Origin of the sequence: Streptomyces niphimycinicus, assembly GCF_018883605.1 — a bacterium.
Lineage (GTDB): Bacteria > Actinomycetota > Actinomycetes > Streptomycetales > Streptomycetaceae > Streptomyces > Streptomyces niphimycinicus.
In genome coordinates this window covers 1-20,367 of sequence record NZ_JAHLEM010000408.1, presented here as the reverse complement: position 1 = coordinate 20,367, position 20,367 = coordinate 1, and the positions used below count along the sequence as shown (strand labels likewise).

The window sequence follows — 20,367 nt, the reverse complement described above, 5'->3', positions numbered from 1 at the left end:
CCAGCGGCACCTGTTCAACCGGATGATCGGACAGCTCTACCACTGCCTGCAGAGCCGACAGCTCTTCGACGAGCAACACGCGTTCACCTCCGGTCCTTCAGCGGCTCTGGCCACGGCGGCTTGACTTGTTACGCACGCGAGATGTCTCTCGTGCTCGTAGGGCCCGGTGGCCACTGTCCCGGCGACGGTACGGTGTGGATCCGTTCCACCGCACACCGCGCTGCGGCGCTCCCGCGCACCGCCCGGGTCAGCGCGCCAGCCGCCCCAGCAGCGAGGAGGCCGCCGTGATACCGGCCGCGGCGGCCAGGACCAGGACGCCGTAGTCGAGTGCGAGATGGTGTGGAGTGCCCAGCAGCAATCCACGCAGGGCATCGACCTGGTAGCTCAGCGGATTGGCGGTGCTGACGGCCTGGAGCCAGCCGGGCATGAGCGCCACCGGGTACAGCGCGTTGGAGCCGAAGAACAGCGGCATGGTGATGGCCTGCCCGATGCCCATCAGCCGGTCGCGGGTCAGCACGATTCCGGCGATGGTCATCGACAGGCAGGAGAAGAAGGCCGAGCCCAGGATCACCGCGACGGCCACCCCGAGGAGCCGCAGCGGATTCCAGGTCAGCGCCACTCCGAGCAGCGCCGCGATGACGATCACCACGACCGCCTGGATCAGCGCCTTCACTCCGGAGGCGAATGCCTTGCCGGTGATCAGGGCGGCCCGCGGGGTGGGGGTGACCAGCAGTTTGGTGAGGATACCGGCGTCCCGCTCCCAGATGATCTGGATCCCGTAGAAGATGGCGATGAACATCGCGGACTGGGCGATGATGCCTGGCGCGAGATAGTCGATGTACGGCGTGCCGCCCGTCGGTATGGCCTTGAGCCGGGTGAAGGTCTCGCCGAAGATCAGCAGCCACAGGGCGGGCTGGACCGCCCGGGTGTACAGCTCGGTGCGGTCGTGCCGCAGCTTCTGGAGCTCGACCACGCACATGGCGATGACCCGCGCGGGCAGCACCCGCCAGCCGGCGCGGGCGCGCGGCGGGGTCAGCAGCGGATCGGGCCGTCCGTCCGGGACGAGCCCGGCGGCATCAGCCGACCCGGGACGCGGTGCGACGGGTGCTTCGGACATCGCGGAAATCTCCTCCCTGCTCGTCGAGACCGCTTCCGGCGACGTCCCGGAAGACGTCCTCCAGAGTCGGCTTCGGATCGGCCTCGCCTTCCGCCCGGCGGCGGCCGGCCAGCTCGGAGCGGAGCTCGCCGGGCGTGCCGAGTGCGTGGATCCGGCCGCGGTGCATCAGCGCGACCCGGTCGCAGTACTGGTCGGCCTCGTCCATGTAGTGCGTGGTGACCAGCACGGTCATCCCGGTGGCCGCCCGTACCGCGTTGATGTGCTCCCAGACGCTGGTCCGGGCGATCGGGTCCAGGCCGATCGTCGGCTCGTCCAGCATCAGCAGCCGGGGTGCGCTGACCAGCGCCTGGGCCAGCTCCAGGCGGCGGACCATGCCGCCGGAGTACGTTTTGGCGAGCCGGTCGGCCGCCGAGGTGAGGTCCACCGCCGCCAGCACCCGCGCCACGCGGTCGGCCCGCTCCCGGCGGGTGACGTCGAAGACGCGGGCGAACAGCTCCACGTTCTCCCGGCCGGTGAGCCCGGCGTCGGCGGAGAGCTGCTGCGGTACATAGCCCAGCAGCCGGCGGACGGCCATCCGCTCCTTCGCCGCGTCGTGCCCGAACACCCGCACCATCCCGGTGGGGACCGGCAGCAGTGTGGTGATGCAGCGGATCGCGGTGGTCTTGCCCGCTCCGTTGGGTCCGAGCAGCCCGAAGACCTCGCCCGCCCGGACCGACAGCGCCAGGTCGTCGACCGCCTTGGTCTCCCCGAACGCGTACCGCAGACCCTCGCAGACGAGCGCGACCGGAGCCGTGCTTTCCGGGGCGTCGGTCATATCCCTTCCACCTCCTCATGAAGGTTCTCGGCCAGTTTGCGCAGCGCCGGAACGGCCGCGGCCAGCGCCGCCCGCTCGCTCTCGGACAGCCGCGCCACCTGCTCGCGGACCAGTGCGCCGCGCCGTGCGTGCCACTCCCGCAGCCGGGTCTCGGCGGCGGGGGTGGCCGTCAGCCGTGCGGAGCGCCGGTCCTCCGGATCGGTCTCGCGGTGCAGATAGCCCGCCTTCACGAGCTGGTTGACGAGGGTGGAGACCGAGTTGCCCGCGAGGTAGAGCTCCTTGGCCGCGGCCGACACCCGGATCCCGGGGTGGGCCATGACCAGCCGCAACAGCTCCACCTGGGCACCGCGCAGCCGCGGCTCCGTCATCCCGGCCCGCAGCCGCCGCCGGATCAGCCGCTGGACGCCGCCCAGCACATCGGCGAACGACTCGGGGAACTCCTCTGTGGCCATGCCTCCAGTTTACCTCTCACTGAGAGGTAATTTTCAACACCCGGACCGGTCGAGGTCCGGCAGATCACCTCACAAGAACCGCACAAGGCCATCCCCTACCGTCCCGTGCCCATGGAAAAACGAAGATCGTCCAGGGAACAGAGGGACCGATATGAGTGAGTTACGTCGGCACGGGACAGGACGGCACGGGATGGGCCGGCGCCACTTCCTGTACGGCGCGGCGGCCGGGGTGGCCGGCGCCCTGGGCACCGGGTGCACCCCGGACGACCTGACGGGATCGAGCGGCCGGGGTGGCGTGCCGGTCGTCGCCGCCGACGCCCAGCGGCGATCGTTCACGGTCAGCCCCTTCATGACCGGTGTGAACGGGGCCAAGTGGTACGACGACGCCTACGGGATGTGGGATTCGGAGCACAACCACCCGGCCCCGGGCATCGTCGGAAAGATCAAGAAGGCCGGGGTCGGGATGCTCCGGTATCCCGGCGGCACCTCCTCCAACCTGTTCAACTGGACACCGGAGATCATGGCGCCGTTCTCGTACCACGGCCCACGGCACCCCCTGACCTTGACGTTCCCAGCACACTCGGTCACGCTGCTGCGATTCTCACCGGAAAAGGCAGGAGCGACATCGAGCGATGAGAAGAGGACTTCCCATGCGTAACCCCGCCATGCCACCGGCCATCGATTTCACCCATCACGACTTCGAGTCCGAAGCCCTTGTCGTGCGCACGGACTACTCGGACGAGGCGGCGTGGCGCACCGTCGTCGACCTGCTCAACCAGCCCGACGACAACGGCTTCGAGGTGCGCACCTTCCTGGTCGACGACCGTGCGTTCGCCGGGGCGAGTCCGGATGACGTGATATCCGCGGCCGCCGCCGAACCCGCGCTCGAAGTCGTGTTCTTGGCCGATGCCGCCACCATGACCGGCGACCACCCCCTGCTCGCGGTTTCGACCAGAGGCCAGGAGCTGGAGGACGGAGACCTGGAGCTCGACCGCGAATTCCGGCTGGCGCCCCCGGAGGTCAATTTGATGCATGTCAACCTGGCCATCGGACATATGGACTTCTGGGAATTCGCCTATCACGCGGCACTCTCCGCGGATGGCGTCCTCCGCCTGTGAGCCGAACCCGGTGCTCACCGTGGACGACATCGACGCCATCCTCGCCCGGGCGGCCCCGGCCGGATGGGAAGCCGTCGCGCCGTCGCGGGCCATGACCGCGGGCGACCACGCCGGTGTCCGCTTCGCCTGCCTGCGGGACGCCCAGGACGGAACCCTTGTGAAGCTGGTCCAGCCTCCGGGCCCGGGCGCCAACGGCTGACGAGGCGCCCGAGGGCGCGTCACCAGCGCGCCGCGCGGCTGTCCCGCGTGCTGACCGGCCCGCGGCTCAACGTCCGCCCCGACGGCGGTGGCCGTCTGCCGCTCCAGGCCCTGGACCTGGACGCGTCCGCGGACCCCGCCACGGCGTACCCGCCCGATGGTGAGATCGCCACCAGCATGCTGGCCCGTCTGCCCGAGGTGCTGAACGCCGCCGAGGGCACCGTCGTGGAGAAGGTCCGGGTCGGCCAACGCGCCATGCCGGGCGACGGTTTCACGGTGGCGGGCTTCCCCGCCACCGACGTTCCGTTCTACGTGGTGGCGACCCACAGTGGCATCACCCTGGCCCCGCTGCTCGGCCGCCTGGTCGCGGACGAGCTCTACGGCCGTGAGTCCCCCCTGCTGAAGGACTTCCGGCCGGGCCGCTTCGCCTCGGGCGAGATTCTGTCCCCGCCGCTTCCGGCACGCCGCCCGGACGAGCAGTGAGACGGGCGCGCCGGTCCTCGGCGACGGCAGCGGCATGACCGGCGCAGCCCATCGAGCCGAGTGGCCGGGCGCGGTGTTCCACGGGCCGCGCCCGGCCGCCCGGCGGCCCGTGTTCAGTCCGTGGAGCGCGGGCCGCCGGCGCAGTCGAGTGCGGTGAGGTCGACGGCGTCGGCCATCGCCTGCATCCCCTTGTCGTTGGGGTGCAGATGGTCGCCGTTGTCGAGGAACGGCAGCACCCGCTCGGGGTCGTACGGGCTGCGCAGTACACGGTCGAAGTCGGTGACCGCGTCGAACTCGCCGCTGCTTCGGACGAAGGCGTTGACGTCCTGGCGTACCCGCTCGGCGGCCGCGTCCCATTCGGACCAGCCCTTGAAGGGGCCCACGGTGGCGCCGACCACGCACTTCCCGGCCGCGTGCGCCCGGGCGATGATCCGGCGGTAGCCGTCGATCATGTCCGTGGCGGTGACGCCGGTGTGCGCCTTGATGTCGTTGACCCCCTCGAAGAGGAACACGGTCCGCACGCCCGGGAGGGACAGGACATCGCGGTCGAGCCGGTTCAGGGCGCTCTGCCCGGCGCCGTCGGCGAGGACCTTGTTGCCGGAGATCCCCTCGTTCGCCACTCCCCTGACGCCGGTGGCCGCCTTTTCCAACCGGCGCGCGAGATAGTCGGGCCAGCGGCGGTTGAGATCGGTGGTGGACTGCCAGCCGTCGGTGATGGAGTCGCCGAGCGCCACCACGGCGCCGGTGGCGGCGGATGTGCGGACGGTGGCGGCGTCGAGGTAGAACCAGGAGCCGGTGGTGTCCGTCCAGTGCGTGGCGCTCTCCTCTCCGGTGTGATCGCCCTGGGTCGTGTACGACGTCTGCATCGCCATCCCGTGGCCCGTGGCCGGACCGGACGCATCGGGGGTGTGGAGGCTGATGACCAGGTTGGTCGCGGCGGGCAGGCTGCCGGGCAGGGCGTCGCTGAAGACAACCTCGCCCGCCGGGATGGTGACGGTGTGCCCGCCGCCGAAGGTCAGCCGCCGGTTGCTGCCCGGCTTCAGCTCGGCACCCGACTTCTGGACACCGGCGTAGACGCTGTCGAGGGTCAGCGGCCGGTCGCCGAAGGCGTTGGAGAGGCGGATGCGCAGATCGCTCCCGGCGGCGCTGGTGTGCACGACCATCCGGTAGCCGCGGTCCGGTGTCCCGTCCCCCAGGCGATCCGCGCTCGCCGCCCAGGTGACGACGGAGTGCCGACCGCCCGCCGCCTCGGCGGAAGTGGCCTGGAGGGCGGCGGCCGCGAGCAGTGCGGCGGCCACGCCGCCGAGGGCGGCGCGGCGGGCCGTCATCGGGCGAGGCCCTTCAGCGTGCGGGACTCGCCGGGCGCCAGGCGGATCGTACGGGAGGTGCCGCCGTGGGCCACTGTCGTGGTGTGGCCGCCGACGCTGTGGATGCGGACCGACGTCGGTACCCCCCGCTTCCAGCGCAGATCGACGACGAAGCCGCCCCGCGCGGCCAGTCCCGTGACCGAGCCGGCGGCGGCCCAGGCGTCGGGCAGGGCGGGGAGCAGCTCCAGGTGGCCGGGGCGCGAGTACAGCAGCATTTCGCTGATGGCGGCCGGGGTGCCGAAGTTGGCGTCGATCTGGAAGATGCCACGGCCCTTCTCGACCTCGTAGATGTCGAAGAGGTTGAACGCGGTGCCGTTGCTGCCGTCGATGGAGGGGCGCAGGTTGTTGGCGATGAGCTGGTATGCCTTGTCGGCGTTCTTCAGCCGCGCCCAGCACAGGGCGCGCCAGGCGTTGGCCCAGCCGAAGCTGTTCATGCCGCGGGCGGTGAGCAGGGCGGTGGCCCCGTCCACGATCTCCTTTGGAGTGGAGCCGTCGGGGCGGATGCGGTCGCCGGGGAACAGGCCGATCAGGGGGGACAGATGGCGGTGGGTGGTCTCGCCGAGGTTGTCGGGGGACATCCACTCCTGGAGCCATCCGGACTTCGGGCTCACCTCCGGCAGATACAGCTTCTCGCGCAGCGAGGTGATCGCCTCCGCGTAGCCGGTGTCCTTCTTCAGCTCGGCGGCCGCGGCGGCGAAGTTGCCGAACAGCGCCCACACCAGTTCCTGGGAATAGGTGTTGCCCTTGGCGTCCTGCGGGCCGTGTTCGGGCGACCAGTCGCTGTCGTCGATCAGCACCTCCTTCGAGGTGCCGGGGAGGGTGGTGGTGATCAGCCGCGCCTCCCAGAACTCGCAGGCGCCCTTCAGCAGGGGGTAGATCTTCGCCAGATACGCCCGCGACCGGGTGTACTCGTAGTGCTCGTACAGGCTGTTGCTCAGCCAGGCGTTGCCCGCGGGATGCCACCACCAGCCGCTTCCACCGTGGATGTTGGTGGAGAAGGCCACGGCCCAGCCGCCGACCTTCCCGGTGGAGTTGCGGTAGCGGTTGCGCGGGTCGTTGAAGCGGTCGTGGGTGACCTCGGTCCAGGACGGAAGCTGGGCGAGGCAGTAGTCGGCGAAGGCGTCGAAGCAGGAGGACAGGCCCGCCCGGTCGGCCATCCAGTAGTTCATCTGGATGTTGATGTCGGTGTGGTAGTCGCCCATCCAGTCCGGGTCGTTGCCGTCCAGCCACAGCCCCTGGAGGTTCAGCGGAAGGCTGTCGCGCGAGCCGGAGATCATCAGGTAGCGGCTGTACTGGAGGTAGGCGGCCTCCAGTTCGGGGTCGGGCACACCGTCCCGGGCGCGTGCCGTGAGCCGCTCCCAGGTGTCCAGGGACCGCTGGGCGTCCGTTGAGGTGCCGAGGGAGAGGGTGAACTTCTCGTACCGGCCGCGGTAGTCGGCGATGTGGGTGCGGCGCAGGGTGTCCGCCGAGTGCCGGGCGGCGGCGCGGACCTTGGTGCGGGCCAGCTTCTCGGGGTCGAGGGAGGGGTCGCGGTACGCGCGCTCGGCGTCGGGCACATAGTTGGTGCCGCCGCTGACCACCACCGTGAGGTCCGCGCAGCCGGAGAAGTCGATGCGGGTGCCGTTGACGCGGACCCGGCCGCCGCTGCCGTATGCCGTGACCGCCGCCCCGTACCGCAGGCCGCCCGGAAAGGACGCGCCGAACGACTCGGCGTTCGAGGGCTTTTCGCCGTGGGTGCCGCCCAGGGTGAGGGTGCCGGTGTAGTGGCCGCCGCCGCTCTGGGTGAAGTGCAGGACGATCGCGTCGTCGGGGTGGCTGGCGAAGACCTGGCGCCGGTAGGTGACTCCGGAGCGGACGTAGGAGCTGGTGACCAGTCCCTGGGCGAGGTCGAGGGTGCGGCGGTATCCGTTGACACCGGACAGGTCGTGGTCGGGGATGTCCACGGTGAGCCGGGCGAGCAGGGTGAAGGAACCGAAGTCGCCCCGGCCGTAGGGGAATTGGCCGTCGGCGTCGAGGATGTCGTTGAGGCCGCCGGTCCACATCGTGGCGTCGGTGATCAGCAGCAGTTCGCGGCCGGGGTCGTTGCTCGCGAGGGCGCCGAGGCGGCCGTTGCCGACCGGCAGGCCCTGCTCGATCAGGGAGCCCTCGTCGCCAGGGGCCTGCCACCACAGTTGGTCGTGTGCTGTGCCGGTGAGCGGCGGGGTGTCGGCCGGGCGCCGGGGTGCGGCGGAGGCGGTGAAGGCGGGCAGGGCACCGAGGGCGGCGGTGAGTCCGGCCGTCGCCGCGAGGGACAGCGCGGTTCTTCTGCTGGGGTCACTGCCGGGGGCTCTGCCGGGCTCTCTGCTGGGGTCACTGCCGTCGTGGGTCGGGCGGGGGTTCATGGCGGCTCCAGGCGTCTGAGATGGGCGAGGGGGCCCGGCCGGGGCCGGGCCCCCTCGGGGGTTCAGGAGGACTTCGGTACGTCGATCCGGTCGATGTCGGGCGCGTAGCCGGAACCGCTGTCGAAGGTGATGGTGTTGGAGCCGGCCTTGAGCGCCACCGGTACATGGACACTGCTGACGGTGGACCAGTCGCCGGTCGAGGGGAACGCATGGCTGGTGGCGCCGCCGCCGCCCACCGAGACGGCGACGGAGCGGGCGTCCCCGCTGATGTAGGCGACCTTGATCTGGTAGGTGCCGGCCTTGTCGACGAGCACGTTGTTGAGGGTCAGCTTGCCACCGGTGTAGAGGTTGCCGACCTTGTGGCCGTCGGAGCAGGCCGGGCAGTCGGCGACGGAGGCGTTGCCGCTGAGGGTGTTCGCGGACGACTCGGCCTCGATGCCGGTCCAGGTGAGCGCGTCGCCGCGCGGGGTGACCGTGAAGAGGCGGGAGCCATGGGCGGGCAGGGCCTCGGTGATCCTGTCCTGGTGGCTGCCGAGGCTCTCGTGGTTCCACAGATCCCGGACCGCGGCCTTGCCGGTGAAGCCGAGCGTCGACCAGTCGGCGGTCACCGAGGCCGGTTTGTCGGCGAGGTTGAACAGGGCGACCGTGTAGGTGCCGTCGCTGTTCTTCGCGGCCCACACCTGCTGTGGGTCGGACGGCGTGACCGGCTGCGCGGGCGCGTTGCCGCCCTGGTTGACGGCGATGACCTCGCGGTTGGTCAGCAGGGACAGGCCGTAGGAGTCCAGCCTGGTCAGGTCGTCGCCGGTGTAGAGCGGGGACTTGGCGATGGCCCACAACGTGGCGTAGCTCTGCCGCTCGGCCTTGGTCAGGCCGTCCATCTCGCCATTGCCCACGTCGAGGGAGTCGAGGTCGTTCCAGCCGCCGGGACCGGCGTGCCGGGTCCAGGCAGGGGCGTCACTCCAGCGGTCGTCCACGGAGTTTTCCCAACTGACCAGCGTGTTGCAGTAGCACTCGACGTCGGTGTCGATGCGCCAGCCGTTGGAGTGCTTCTTCCAGTCGGCGGCGTGTCCGATGTCCAGGGACCAGGACAGCTCCAGGTGGATCGGGCGGCCGGTGGCGGCGATCGCCTTCTGCCAGGCGGCCACGTCGGCGACGTTGTCGTAGTTGTCGCCGCTCTTGAAGGAGCCCGGGCCCACGCCGTCGAGCTTGAGGAAGTCATAGCCCCAGTCTGCGAACAGCCGCGCCTGGGAGTCGATGTACTTCTGTGCGCAGGGATTGGAGAAATCAATCTTGTACGCGCTGTCCCAGCCATTGGTGGTGCGCAGGTCGTCGTGGACGATATCGGCGGTGGTGCAGCCCTCGGCGTTCCAGATCGGCACCTTGCCCCCGCCGTATGCCTCCTTCTCCAGGCCGACGGGCAGATAGATACCGGCCTTGAGACCCTTGGAGTGGATATGGTCGGCGACCGACTTCATGCCGCTGGGGAAGCGCACCGGATCGGCCTTCTGCCGGCCGTACTCGTCGAACTCGGGTGTCCACGCGTAGTCGCGCCACCATCCGGCGTCGATGTTGACGTACTCGTAGCCGTACTTCTTCAGCTTGGCGGCCATGGCGTCGGTCTGCTTGAGGACGTTCGCCTCGGTGAGGTAGCTGTAGTCGCCGTCCGGGTTGAGCCCCGGGTACTTCGAGGACTGCATGCTCCAACTGGTCCAGCCCATATAGGGCTTGGCGGCGACGGCGGCCGGGCCAGTCGGGGATGCCGGGGTGGCCTTGTTGCCGCCGGGCTGTGCCTGCGCCGCCGGGACGGCGGTGGCGAAGCCCACGGCGAGGGCCAGGACGACGACGGTTCTCAGACCGCGTACGGGCATGAGGGGGTACGAGGATGACCGCATGGGTCCTACCTCCTGGAGGTGTGGTCCGGGGAAGGGGTGGCGGGAGACGCGGCGGGATTCGGTGCTACGGCGGCGAGGGGGCTCGGCCTCGTGTGTGCTGGTTGGCGTCCGACCTGATGAAGGACTGGATGGCGGTGGCCGCGGCGCCGCGGGCCCATTCGTCGAAGGGCAGTGGCCGGGTCCGCACATCGCACTGCGCCGCGGAGCCGAAGGCCGCCGCGGCGAAGGCGGTACGGATGTGGTCGGCGAACAGGTCGTAGGCGGCCAGGCCCTCACCGGAGATGATCACGCGTTCGGGGCCGAGCAGATTGGCCACGGTGGCGATGCCACGGCCGATGGCGTCGCCCGCCCGTGCGTAGATCTCCCGCGCCCCGGCGACGCCGTCGTGGGCCAGTGAGGCGGCCTGGACCGCGTCGGCCACCTGGACCCCCGTGGCCGCGCGCATCTGCCGGACGATGGCGTCGTCGCTCGCGATGGCCTCCACACAGCCACGGTTGCCGCAGTGGCAGCGGGGGCCCGCCGGGTCGACGGTGACGTGTCCGATCTCGCCGGCCACCCCGTGGGCCCCGGCGACCACCCTGCCGTGGACCACGAGGCCGCAGCCGATGCCCGCGCCGACCGTCACGACGGCGAAGCCGGAAAGTCCCACGCCCGCCCCGAACCACTGCTCGGCCACGGTCAGCGCGCGCACATCGTTGTCGACGGTGACCGGCAGCCCCGTGGTCATGGCGGCGAGTTCGGCGAGCGGCACATCGCGCCACTCCAGGAAGGGCGAGTAGCGCACGACGCCCTCCGCGCGGTCCACATCCCCGGAGACGGCCATGCCCAGACCCGCGACGCGCACGCCGAGACCGTCCGCTTCGATGAGCAGTTCCCGTACCAGCTCGGTGGCCGGCCCCAGCACCGCCTTGGGGTCCCGGGCGGCGAGGGGGATGTGCCGGGCGACCAGGATCCGGCAGCACAGGTCGGTGAGCACACCGATGAGCTTGTCTCCGGTCACCTTGACCCCGATGAACAGCGCACGGCCACCGTCCACCCGCACCAGGTTCGCGGGCCGCCCGAGCGCCGGGCGCGCGTCCTCGTCCACGTCCTCCACCAGGTAGCCGGCCTCGATCAGGGGACGGACCGCCTTGGTGACGGCCGCGGCCGACAGCCCCGCCCGCCGCGCCACTTCCATACGCGTGAGAGGACCCTGGGACAGGACCGTGGTGAAGATCTGCGCGGCGGCCGACGTGTTCGCGGGGAACGACTCGACGGCAGGGGGCGAGGCCATGGCCGGGAACCTAGGCTCCTTATTTTCCGCTGTCAATGAAAGAAGCAGGAATCTCCTGAGGATTGCCTGTGAGCCTCGATCTCGGCTCCAAAGCCAGCCATACACCGGGTGTTGACATGCGATCGAAGGTCTCGTTGGCTTACGGGGCGATTCTTGTCCTCGTCACCGAGCGCTCCGCATCCGCGGGCGACACCCGCCGCTCCCCCGTCCGTCTCCCGAACATGAGGCCCGATGCCGACGATCTCCCGTGCCCCGGACACCGGGGTGTGGCTGCTGACCACTCCCCGTACGTCATACGCCCTGCGCATCGATGACACGGGCGCGCCCTGCCACCTCGCATGGGGACCGCGGCTGACGCTGCGGGAGGCGACGGAGCTGGTCGTGCCCGCCGGGGAGGCGGCGAGCAGCTTCGAGGGACGGCCCGCGGTGGGCGAGGAACTGCCGGTCGACGGCGGCACCCGCTACGGCACGCCCTCCCTCCAGGTCCGCTACGCGGACGGCTCCCGCGCCTTCGAGTGGCAGCCGACCGGACACCGCGTCCTCGCGCCGTCCGACGGCGTCCGCGAACTCTCGCTGGAATTCCGCGACCGCCACTACCCGCTGCGCGTCGCCCTCCACTACAGGGTGCGGGACGACACGGATGTCATCGAGCGCTGGACGGTGCTGAGCAACGACGGTGACCAGCACCTCGGCCTGGTGCGGGCCGACTCGGCCGCCTGGTCCCTGCCGGCGACGGCCGACTACCGGCTCAGCCATGTCACCGGCCAGTGGTCCGCGGAGAGCCAGTTGCGCCGCGAACACCTGCCGTACGGGGAGACCGTGCTGACCAGCCGGCGTGGCATCACCGGCCACCACGCCGCTCCCTGGGTGATGGTGGACGCGGGTGACGCCGCCGAGGAGCACGGCCGGGTGTTCGGCGCGGCCCTTGCCTGGAGCGGGAGTTGGCGCATCACCGTCCAGCGCACACCGGACGGACGCGCGGGGTTCTCCGGCGGCGTCGGCCACGAGGGCACCTGCGTGCCGCTCGCGCCGGGCGAGGAATTCATCACCCCCGTGTTCGCCGGGCTGTTCACGGACGGCGGGTTCGGCGCGGCGAGCCGGGCCTGGCACGCGTACACGCTGCGCCACGTCCTGCCGCACGGGAGTGAGGTGGCACCCGTGCTCTACAACTCCTGGGAGGCCACCGGCTTCGACGTGGACGAGGCGAACCAGAAGGCGCTGGCCCAGCGGGCCGCCGCCCTGGGCGTGGAGCTGTACGTCGTCGACGACGGCTGGTTCGGGGCCCGGCGCAGCGACCACGCGGGGCTCGGCGACTGGACACCCGCCCAGGACCGCTTCCCCGAGGGGCTCGGCCCCCTGGCCGACACGGTGCACCGGCTGGGCATGCGCTTCGGCATCTGGGTGGAGCCGGAGATGGTCAACCCCGACAGCGACCTGTACCGTGCGCACCCCGACTGGGTTCTGCACGCCCCCGGCCGGGCCCGCAGCGAGCTGCGCAACCAGCTCGTGCTGAACTTCGCCCGCAACGACGTCGCCGACTGGGCGTACGGCTGGCTGACCCGGCTGGTCGCGGACCACGGCATCGACTTCCTCAAGTGGGACATGAACCGCGCCTTCAGCGAGGCCGGCTGGCCCGGCCCCCCGGACGGCCACGACCGGCTGTGGACGGGCTATGTGGCCAATCTGTACGGCGTCCTCGACCGGCTGCGGGCCGACCATGCCGGGCTGCGCATCGAGACGTGCAGCGGCGGTGGCGGACGCGTCGATCTGGGCATCCTCACCCGTACGGACCAGGCGTGGGTGTCGGACAACACCGACGCCGTCGACCGCCTGGTCATCCAGCACGGCTTCGGTCAGCTCCATCCGGCGCGCACGATGTCCGCGTGGGTGACCGACGTGCCCCATCAACTCACCTCCCGCACCGTGCCGTTGCGGTTCCGCTTCCATGTGGCCATGTGCGGGCTGCTGGGCATCGGCGGCGATCTGACCCGCTGGTCGGAGGAGGAGCTCGCCGAGGGCGCCGAGCTGGTGGCCGAGTACAAGCGGGTGCGCCACCTCGTCCAGTTCGGCGCCCTGTACCGGCTGTCCGGGCCGCACGGCGAGCTGCCGACCGTGGTGCAGTACGCCGCCGAGGACGCCACCGAGACCCTGGTACTGGCCTGGCAGCGCGGCCCGCGCCACGGGGTCCCGCGGCTGCCGGTGCGGCTGCGCGGGCTCACCCCCGGCGCCCGTTACCGCGACACCCGCACCGGTGAGGTGCACCATGCCACCGTGCTCGCCGAGTACGGATTCCATCCGGACCTGCGGCCCGGCGACTGGGCCAGCACCGCCGTACACCTGGTCAGGACGGATCAGGACGATGGCTGACACCGCCGGTGTGTCGTACTGGCCGTAGTCGGTGGCCCGCCGGGGGCTCAGTCGCGGTAGGCGGCGACGGCGATCCGGACGAAGGAGCGGATCAGTGGATTGGTGTCGTCCTCGTTCCACGCCGCCACCACCCGGCTCGGCGGCATGTCGATCAGCGGCACCACGGCGAGCCCCGCCGCCGGTTCGTGGTCCACCAGGGTCATGCCGACCGTGCCGTTCCACAGGACGGCCTGCACGCATTCCTGGACACCGCGCACCACCGGGCCCACCCGGGGTTCCCCGCCGTTCCAGTACGACTGCCAGAGCGGGTCGGTGCCCGCCGGGAACCGGAACCAGCGGCGGTCGGCGAGGTCGGCCAGTTTCAGGCTGTCGCGGCGGGCCAGCGGATCGTCGGTGCGCAGCAGCGCGCCCACCGGGTCGGTGCGCAACTCGTGCACGGTCAGGCCGGTCTCGTCGAACGGCCCACGGGTCAGGGCGATGTCGACCAGTCCGGCGTGCAGCCCGCAGGTGGGATCGGTCAGGTCGGTCTCGCGTATGTGGACCTCAACGCCCGGGTGCTGCCGGGAGTAGGCACCGGCCAGCCGGGACGCGCCCGGGTCGGCGCTGTCGGCCAGCAGGCCCACGGTGAGGGTGGCGGCGCCGGCCGCGGCGGCCACGCGTACGCGTACCCGGTCGGCCTGGTCGAGCAGGGCGCGCGCCTCGTCCAGCAGCACCGCCCCCACCGGAGTGAGCGCCACACCGGCGGACGATCGGCGAAGCAGCGCGGCACCGAGCTCGGTCTCCAGTTGCTTGATCGCCCGGCTCAGTGGCGGCTGGCTCATATGCAGCCGGATGGCCGCCCGGCCGAAGTGGAGTTCTTCGGCGACCGCCACGAAATAGCTCAGTGTCCGTAGCTCCATGGTGGCACGATACCCGTACGGTATCGACACCACAGCATGGGTCTTGGACAGTCGCCGTGCCCAGGCACTGGAATTGACACGTGACTGATGAACCGAAGAACAGCGAGCCGATGGCCGACCCCGCCGTATCGGTGGTCGGCCCGGGCGACGGCGAGACGATCGTCCTGGGCACCACGCGACTGCGCATCCTCGAAGACGGCAGCAACACCGGGCACCGCCTCGGGATCGCCGAATCCGTCCTCGCACCGCACACCCCCGGACCGCCACAGCACCGCCACGCCCAGCACGACGAGGGCTTCTACGTCATCTCCGGCACGGTGCGCTTCACCGTCGGGGAACAGGACTACGACGCGCCCGCGGGCACGCTCGTGATGGTCCCGCCCGGCGCCCCGCACACCTTCGCCAACACGACCGACCAACCGGCCGTCATGCTCAGCACGTTCACACCGGACCTGTACGTGCAGTACTTCCGGGACCTACAGGACATGATCGCCGGCGGCCAGGCGCTGACCCCGCAGGCGAACATCCAGGTGATGCGCCGCTACGCCACCGAGCCCGCCACCGACTTCGCCCGGAAGACGGAGCCGGAATCGTGAACGTCGCCTATTGGATCGTCGCCGGTCTGCTCGCTCTCTTCTACTGCTACGGGGGCGGGCTGAAGGTGGTCCGCAGCCGTGAGCGGCTCCGGCCGATGATGGCCTGGGTGGACACCACGCCGATGTCTGCCGTCAGGGCCATCGGGGTGATCGAAGTGCTCGGCGCGACCGGGCTGATCCTCCCGCCGCTGACCGGCGTCGCGCCCTGGCTGACCCTGGCCGCGGCCATCGGGTTCGTGGTCCTCCAGATCGGGGCGACCAGGGTCCATCTGATCCGCGGAGACCGCCAGGTCGCTCTCAACATCACGCTGCTCGTCGCCGCGGCCGTGACCATCTGGCCGGCGACGACATGGCTGTGACTCCGGGCACGGTCGGCGAACGATGAGCCGTGCCGCGACGTTCGTGTAGCGGTGAGAGCCGTCCTGCTGCTGACGCGCCGAGCCCGGGGCTCCGGGGACTCCAGCGGCCCTCCCGGGCCTTCCTGGAGTCCCCGGAGCCCTTGGTCAGGAGGACATGAAGTCGCGCACCGACAGTGCCCGGTCCACGAGGCGGACGTCGCCGATCCAGCCATGCATGATCTGGTCGATCTTCCCGCCGTACTCATAGCCGCCCAGCAGCCAGGGCAGCCCGAGGGTGGTGAGGCCGGTCGCCGGGGTCGAGGGATTGCGCGCCACCGGGCAGCCGTTCACATACAGCGTGGTGTGCCGTCCGTCGTTCACCACCGCCGCATGCCACCAGGTGTTCAGCGGCAGCTCATGGCTCCAGTTGGTGACCACGCCGTCCTGGTTCAGCGGATAGACGGCCCACTGGAACGCATGGCCGTCGGACAGCGAGAGGGTGACCACCGGCTCCTCCGCGTCACCGGCGGTCTTTCCGGCGTCGCCACTGCGGCCCCGCCGGCTGAGCAGCGCGGACCAGGCGTTGCGTCCGCTGTCCCAGTCGGCGGGCATTTTGAGGAACGCCTCGACGGTGTAACCGGAGCGGAAAGTGGCGCCGTTCAACGGGGCGCCGTCGGCGGTCCGCAGATAGGCGCCGCGCAAGGGGGACTTGTCGCCGTGGAAGACCAGGCTGCCGTGTCCCGGCTGGTCAGGGTGGTGGTCATCGGACCAGGTGAGGGCGTCGGAGGGGCTGCCGGGGACGGTGACCTTGGTGAGGTGGTTGCCACGCCCCGAGTGATCGGTGATCCGGATGGAGTCCTCGACGGGCGTGCCGTCCCGGCCGCCCTGGTCGAACCGCCAGTAGGCCACCGTACCGGGGATCACCAGCCGGGACGCGGGCCGGGCCGGGCGCGGTGCGACGGGGGCGAACCCGGCGAAGCGCTGCTCGAAGTCTACGGGGACGCTGAAGTAGTCCTGCGGGCCGGTGCGTTCGATCTCGCCGCGCTCCAGCTCGTTGAGGTGGTCATCGGCGCGGTCCATGATCCACGGGGAGAGCGTCCGGACGTCGATGGTGTTGCGGGCCAGGTCGAACTGGTAGAGGCGGATCATCCCGGCGCCGCCGTAGTAGCGGTCCTGGTAGTTGGTGATGTGCAGATGGACGTCGTGGCCCGCGGTGTTCTTGCGGATGGTGCGGGCCGGCGGCCAGTAGTGGCCGTTGAGGGTGAGGAATATCTGGTCGTGGTCGGCGATCAGTTCGTCCCACAGCGACTGTCCATGGTCGGAGAAGCTCGCCTCATCGCCCTCGTGGTCCGCGTAGACCAGCTCATGGGTGGTGAGGATGACCGGGGTCTTGGGGTGTTTGGCGATGACCTCCCGGGCCCAGGCGATGCCCTTCGCGGAAGGGCGCCAGTCCAGGGCGAGCACCAGCCATTCCCGGCCCGCGGCGGAGAACGTGTGGTACGTGTTGTAGCCGTCCGGGCTGGCGCCGCGGAACGAGGGCGAGGAGCGGAACCGCCGGGGGCCGAAGGCGTCCAGGTAGGGCGTGCGGCCCCGCTGGTCGTCGGTGGACGAGTCGAGGTCGTGGTTTCCGGCCACCACGCTGTAGGCGGCGCCCCGCTCGTCCAGGAGGCGGAACGCCCGGCTGATCGGCCCGAATTCGGTGACCTGTCCATGCTCGGTGAGGTCGCCGAGGTGGGACAGGAAGACGATGTTCTCCTCGCGTGCGTGGCTGAGGAGATAGCGGAACGACGCCTCCACCGGCGCCGGGTGGATGCTCTCGCCGTCGAAGAGGTACTGGGTGTCCGGCATGACGGCGAGGGTGAATCTGGGGCTTTCGGGGTCGGGGTGCCAGGCGGGTGCGCCCGCGGCGCCGGAGGCCGGCGCCGCGGCGGCGGGCGGCGCGGCCTCCAGCCCGGTCATGGCCAGGCCCGCGCCGGCGAGTCCGGTGGTGCGCAGAAAGGTACGGCGGCGGGTTCCGGGCTGCGGCTCATGGGTCTGATGGGGACTGCACATGCGCTTGCTCCACACGGTGGGACGGAGGGGATCGAGCGCACGTTATGGGGCCCATGAGTGCAAACACAGGAAGATGTCCGGCAACGGATGGGGAAGAGCACATGAATGACCTCCCCTCCGTGTGTGGCCGGGCAGCGCCGAGCGACCGTCCGTCGCGGGCGTCAGTGGTGCAGGTCCTCGGCGGTGAGGGTGTCACGGGTCTCCGGCGCCCAGGCCACACTGACGACCGTGCCGAGCAGCAGCACCAGCGCCATCCAGCCCATCGACCACCCCGCGCCGAAGTGGCTCAGGCTGACCGGCAGGACGAAGGTGCCGATGGCGGAGGCGACCCTGCTGGTGCCGTTGAGGAAGCCGACGCCGGAGCCGCGCAGCGCGGTGGGGAAGAGCTCGGCCGGATAGACCTGGGTGATGGTGGAGGCACCGGCCATGACGAAGGTAGATCAGGAAGGGGACCATCAGCGCCCCGCTGGAGGCGCCGCTGAGGACGGCCATCGCCGCCAGACAGAGGGTGAGGATCGTGAAGGTGCCGATGGTGAACGGCCTGCGGCCCAGGCGCTGCACCGGCCACAGCCCGACCACGCCGCCGAGCAGCAGGGCCAGGTTGAGCACCAGGTTCTGGGTGTCGGCCCCGGAGATCCGCAAGGTGGCCAGGATCTGCGGCATAAAGGTGTAGATGGCGAAGTAGGGCAGCACCTGGGCGCTGTAGAAGATGACGCCGAACCAGGTCTTGGTCGCCTGGCCGCGGGCGAAGAGCTCGCGGTACCGGGCGGCGGGCGGCTGGCCGGCGGCCGCGGCCTGCGCGTCGGCGGCGGTGGCCTCGGACTGCCCCAGGTAGGTGCGGCGGATCCGCGCGGCCTCGGCGGCCCGGCCGCGGGCGGCCGGCCAGCTCGGGGATTCGGGGATACCGATCCGCAGTAGCAGCACCGCCAGGGCGGGCGCCGCTCCGCTGGCCAGCAGCCAGTACGCGGTGGTGCCGTTGATCGGGATGTAGGTGCCCAGGACGTTGGCCAGTACGTAGCCGACGGTCCACAGCACGGTGAGGGAGCCCAGCAGGACACCGCGCAGCCGGCTGGGGACGAACTCGGAGAGCAGGGTCGGGCCGACGGCGTAGTCCGCGCCCAGACCGAAGCCGATCGCCAGCCGGAGCAGAAAGAGGACGAGTGGGCTGTGTGCCCAGAACTGGGCGGCGGAGGCGACCGCGATCAGCACGAAGTTGTAGAGGTACAGCTTCTGGCGCCCGATCACGTCGGCCACCCGCCCCAGCAGGATGCTGCCGAAGAACAGGCCGATCAGGGCGGAGGCACCGAGCAGGCCCTGCCAGACGCCGGACAGATGCATATCGGTGCCGAGCGCGGACAGCACCGCGCCGATGACACCGAGGGCGTAGCCGTCGGAGAAGTTCGCCCCGAAGGTGGTGGCCGTCACCCGGATGTGGAAGCCGTTGAGCGGCTCCTTCGAGGCGGTGCCCGGCACAGGCGCCGCATCCCGGTCCCCTGCCGTCCGCGCGTCCGCCGCCTCCGTGTGCGCTGCCACGCCTGCCTCCCGACCGTTCACATTCGGACGGCGCCAGCATGCATGAATTCATGCAGTCAAATAATAGGTTGACTGTAGATTGTCATTCATATTGAAGGGAGATCCATCTGGCGACCTGCTGGTCGGGCGGTGACACTGGGGGCAGATCTGGAGACAGGTGGGCCATGAACACCATCGAAGAGACGATCGAGGTCGCGGTCCCGGTACGCACTGCCTACAACCAATGGACCCAGTTCAAGAGCTTTCCGCGGTTCATGTCCGCGGTGCAGCGGGTCGAGCAGATCAGACCCGCGATCACCCATTGGGTCATCCGGTGCGGCCCGGTGCGCTGCGCGTTCCAGGCCGAGATCGTGCACCAGCGGCCGGACTCCTCCGTGGTGTGGCGTTGCCTTGAGCGCCACCCCTCCCACTGGGGTGAGGTGTCGTTCCGCCCCACGGCACCGGAGCGCACCCAGGTCACCGTGCGCATCGAGACCACTCCGGGCAGAGTCGCGTCCCTTCTCACGAACGCCTCCTCCGGGCTCACCCGCCGTGTGGTCCGAAGGGAACTCGGGCACTTCAAGGAGTTCATCGAGGGCCTGGGCCAGGAGAGCGGGGCCTGGCGGGGGTCCATCCACAACGGACATGTACAGCCGACGGAACCGGAACCGCCGAGAAGCCGGGTCGCGCGCTGGCCCGTGGGCTGACCCCCGCCCAAGAGAGCGAGACACACCTGATGAAGAAGGCGCCGAGACACAGGCCGGATGACCGGCTCTCCGCCACGCCGCCCAAGAAGTGGGCGGCGGGAGTGCCCGCGGTGACCCATGCGCTGGAGTACTCCCTGGAGGAGACGACGGTCCGGCGCACCGCGACGACGCTGCTGACCATGAACCAGGTGGCGGGCATCGACTGTCCCGGCTGCGCCTGGGCCGATCCCGCCCCCGGCCACCGGCACCGCAACGAATACTGCGAGAACGGCGCCAAGCACATCAACGACGAGGCGACGGCGCGGCGCGTCACCGCCGACTTCTTCCGTACGCATCCGGTCTCCGAGCTCGGCCGCCGTTCCGACCTGTGGCTGAACCAGCAGGGCCGGCTCACCGAGCCGATGGTCAAGCGGCCGGACGCGGATCACTACGAGCCGATTAGCTGGCATCAGGCCCTGAAGCTGATCTCCGCGGAGCTGACCTCGCTGGACTCCCCCGACGAGGCGGTCTTCTACACCTCCCGGGCACCGTACTCGACCACGATTTCATCCACTCCAGCACCAGCGGGTTCCAGGAGTTCTCCCAGCACGTCCGCACCATCGCCTGGGACGACATCCTGACCGCGACCGGGCTGACCCTCCGCGAGATCGAGCAGGTCCGGGACGCCGTCCTGGGCAGCGAGCGCATCATCGTCTGCTGGGCCATGGGAGTGACACAGCACCGGCACGGTGTCCCGACCATCAGGGAGATCGTGAACTTCCTGATGCTGCGTGGAAACCTCGGCAGGGCCGGAGCCGGGGC

18 protein-coding genes and 2 pseudogenes are annotated in these 20,367 nt (G+C 70.4%); 9 read left to right on the top strand and 11 right to left on the bottom strand.

Annotation, left to right across the window (positions count from 1 at the left end):
- Positions 1 to 247: 247 nt before the first annotated feature.
- From KN815_RS30855 to KN815_RS30845, 3 genes are read right to left on the bottom strand one after another with little or no spacing between them, the layout of a single operon-like run.
- Positions 248 to 1,117, bottom strand: coding sequence for an ABC transporter permease (locus tag KN815_RS30855; protein WP_216345157.1), 870 nt, complete (start codon positions 1,115 to 1,117; stop codon positions 248 to 250).
- Positions 1,077 to 1,931 (bottom strand): ATP-binding cassette domain-containing protein, encoded by an 855-nt coding sequence (locus KN815_RS30850; protein ID WP_216345156.1) that lies wholly within the window; start codon positions 1,929 to 1,931, stop codon positions 1,077 to 1,079. Before KN815_RS30850 ends, KN815_RS30855 begins: the two co-directional genes overlap by 41 nt.
- Positions 1,928 to 2,383 (bottom strand): MarR family winged helix-turn-helix transcriptional regulator, encoded by a 456-nt coding sequence (locus tag KN815_RS30845; RefSeq protein ID WP_216345155.1) that lies wholly within the window; start codon positions 2,381 to 2,383, stop codon positions 1,928 to 1,930. Before KN815_RS30845 ends, KN815_RS30850 begins: the two co-directional genes overlap by 4 nt.
- A 151-nt stretch (positions 2,384 to 2,534) precedes the next feature.
- On the opposite strand from KN815_RS30845, the gene KN815_RS30840 reads away from it, so the two are divergent.
- From KN815_RS30840 to KN815_RS30825, 4 genes are read left to right on the top strand one after another with little or no spacing between them, the layout of a single operon-like run.
- Positions 2,535 to 3,041, top strand: a complete 507-nt coding sequence (locus KN815_RS30840) for a hypothetical protein (RefSeq protein WP_216345154.1) — start codon at positions 2,535 to 2,537, stop codon at positions 3,039 to 3,041.
- Entirely contained in the window at positions 3,034 to 3,501 is a 468-nt protein-coding gene (locus KN815_RS30835; RefSeq protein WP_216345153.1) for a DUF6924 domain-containing protein, read from the top strand. The genes KN815_RS30840 and KN815_RS30835 overlap by 8 nt, the downstream gene beginning before the upstream one ends.
- Complete coding sequence (locus KN815_RS30830) at positions 3,482 to 3,700, top strand: VOC family protein (RefSeq protein WP_216345152.1); 219 nt, start codon at positions 3,482 to 3,484, stop codon at positions 3,698 to 3,700. The genes KN815_RS30835 and KN815_RS30830 overlap by 20 nt, the downstream gene beginning before the upstream one ends.
- Positions 3,628 to 4,182, top strand: coding sequence for an FAD-dependent oxidoreductase (locus KN815_RS30825; RefSeq protein WP_372458521.1), 555 nt, complete (start codon positions 3,628 to 3,630; stop codon positions 4,180 to 4,182). Before KN815_RS30830 ends, KN815_RS30825 begins: the two co-directional genes overlap by 73 nt.
- A gap of 113 nt (positions 4,183 to 4,295) precedes the next feature.
- Here KN815_RS30825 and KN815_RS30820 read toward each other — a convergent pair whose 3' ends face one another.
- The 4 genes from KN815_RS30820 to KN815_RS30805 form a co-directional block, all read right to left on the bottom strand.
- Entirely contained in the window at positions 4,296 to 5,510 is a 1,215-nt protein-coding gene (locus tag KN815_RS30820) for an SGNH/GDSL hydrolase family protein (RefSeq protein WP_216345150.1), read from the bottom strand.
- Positions 5,507 to 7,930: a glycosyl hydrolase family 95 catalytic domain-containing protein gene (locus tag KN815_RS30815; RefSeq protein WP_253209343.1), complete on the bottom strand. Its 2,424-nt coding sequence runs from the start codon at positions 7,928 to 7,930 to the stop codon at positions 5,507 to 5,509. Before KN815_RS30815 ends, KN815_RS30820 begins: the two co-directional genes overlap by 4 nt.
- 62 nt (positions 7,931 to 7,992) lie before the next feature.
- Entirely contained in the window at positions 7,993 to 9,822 is a 1,830-nt protein-coding gene (locus tag KN815_RS30810) for an alpha-galactosidase D (RefSeq protein ID WP_216345149.1), read from the bottom strand.
- Positions 9,823 to 9,886: 64 nt separating this feature from the next.
- A complete protein-coding gene (locus KN815_RS30805) occupies positions 9,887 to 11,095 on the bottom strand; it encodes an ROK family transcriptional regulator (RefSeq protein WP_216345148.1) in 1,209 nt (402 codons plus the stop codon).
- Between the two features lie 231 nt (positions 11,096 to 11,326).
- On the opposite strand from KN815_RS30805, the gene KN815_RS30800 reads away from it, so the two are divergent.
- Positions 11,327 to 13,462 carry an alpha-galactosidase gene (locus KN815_RS30800; protein ID WP_216345147.1) on the top strand — a complete coding sequence of 712 codons (2,136 nt, stop codon included), beginning with the start codon at positions 11,327 to 11,329 and terminating at the stop codon, positions 13,460 to 13,462.
- A gap of 47 nt (positions 13,463 to 13,509) precedes the next feature.
- Here the strand turns inward: KN815_RS30800 and KN815_RS30795 are convergent, their stop codons facing one another.
- Positions 13,510 to 14,361: a LysR family transcriptional regulator gene (locus tag KN815_RS30795; RefSeq protein WP_216345146.1), complete on the bottom strand. Its 852-nt coding sequence runs from the start codon at positions 14,359 to 14,361 to the stop codon at positions 13,510 to 13,512.
- Positions 14,362 to 14,471: 110 nt separating this feature from the next.
- On the opposite strand from KN815_RS30795, the gene KN815_RS30790 reads away from it, so the two are divergent.
- Together KN815_RS30790 and KN815_RS30785 are read left to right on the top strand one after the other, a co-directional pair.
- On the top strand, positions 14,472 to 14,957 hold the full coding sequence (locus KN815_RS30790; RefSeq protein WP_216345158.1) for a cupin domain-containing protein: 486 nt from the start codon (positions 14,472 to 14,474) through the stop codon (positions 14,955 to 14,957).
- On the top strand, positions 14,954 to 15,316 hold the full coding sequence (locus KN815_RS30785) for a DoxX family protein (RefSeq protein ID WP_216345145.1): 363 nt from the start codon (positions 14,954 to 14,956) through the stop codon (positions 15,314 to 15,316). The genes KN815_RS30790 and KN815_RS30785 overlap by 4 nt, the downstream gene beginning before the upstream one ends.
- Before the next feature lie 144 nt (positions 15,317 to 15,460).
- Here the strand turns inward: KN815_RS30785 and KN815_RS30780 are convergent, their stop codons facing one another.
- The 3 genes and pseudogenes from KN815_RS30780 to KN815_RS50855 all read right to left on the bottom strand — a co-directional run.
- Positions 15,461 to 17,347, bottom strand: a complete 1,887-nt coding sequence (locus KN815_RS30780; protein ID WP_216345144.1) for a LamG-like jellyroll fold domain-containing protein — start codon at positions 17,345 to 17,347, stop codon at positions 15,461 to 15,463.
- A gap of 161 nt (positions 17,348 to 17,508) precedes the next feature.
- Entirely contained in the window at positions 17,509 to 17,775 is a 267-nt protein-coding gene (locus KN815_RS50860; RefSeq protein ID WP_253209342.1) for an MFS transporter, read from the bottom strand.
- A gap of 70 nt (positions 17,776 to 17,845) precedes the next feature.
- Positions 17,846 to 18,709: pseudogene (locus KN815_RS50855) on the bottom strand (MFS transporter); the annotation flags it as partial.
- Between the two features lie 335 nt (positions 18,710 to 19,044).
- On the opposite strand from KN815_RS50855, the gene KN815_RS30770 reads away from it, so the two are divergent.
- Together KN815_RS30770 and KN815_RS30765 are read left to right on the top strand one after the other, a co-directional pair.
- Positions 19,045 to 19,566: an SRPBCC family protein gene (locus KN815_RS30770; protein WP_216345143.1), complete on the top strand. Its 522-nt coding sequence runs from the start codon at positions 19,045 to 19,047 to the stop codon at positions 19,564 to 19,566.
- Positions 19,567 to 19,595: 29 nt separating this feature from the next.
- Positions 19,596 to 20,367: pseudogene (locus tag KN815_RS30765) on the top strand (molybdopterin-binding domain-containing protein); the annotation flags it as partial.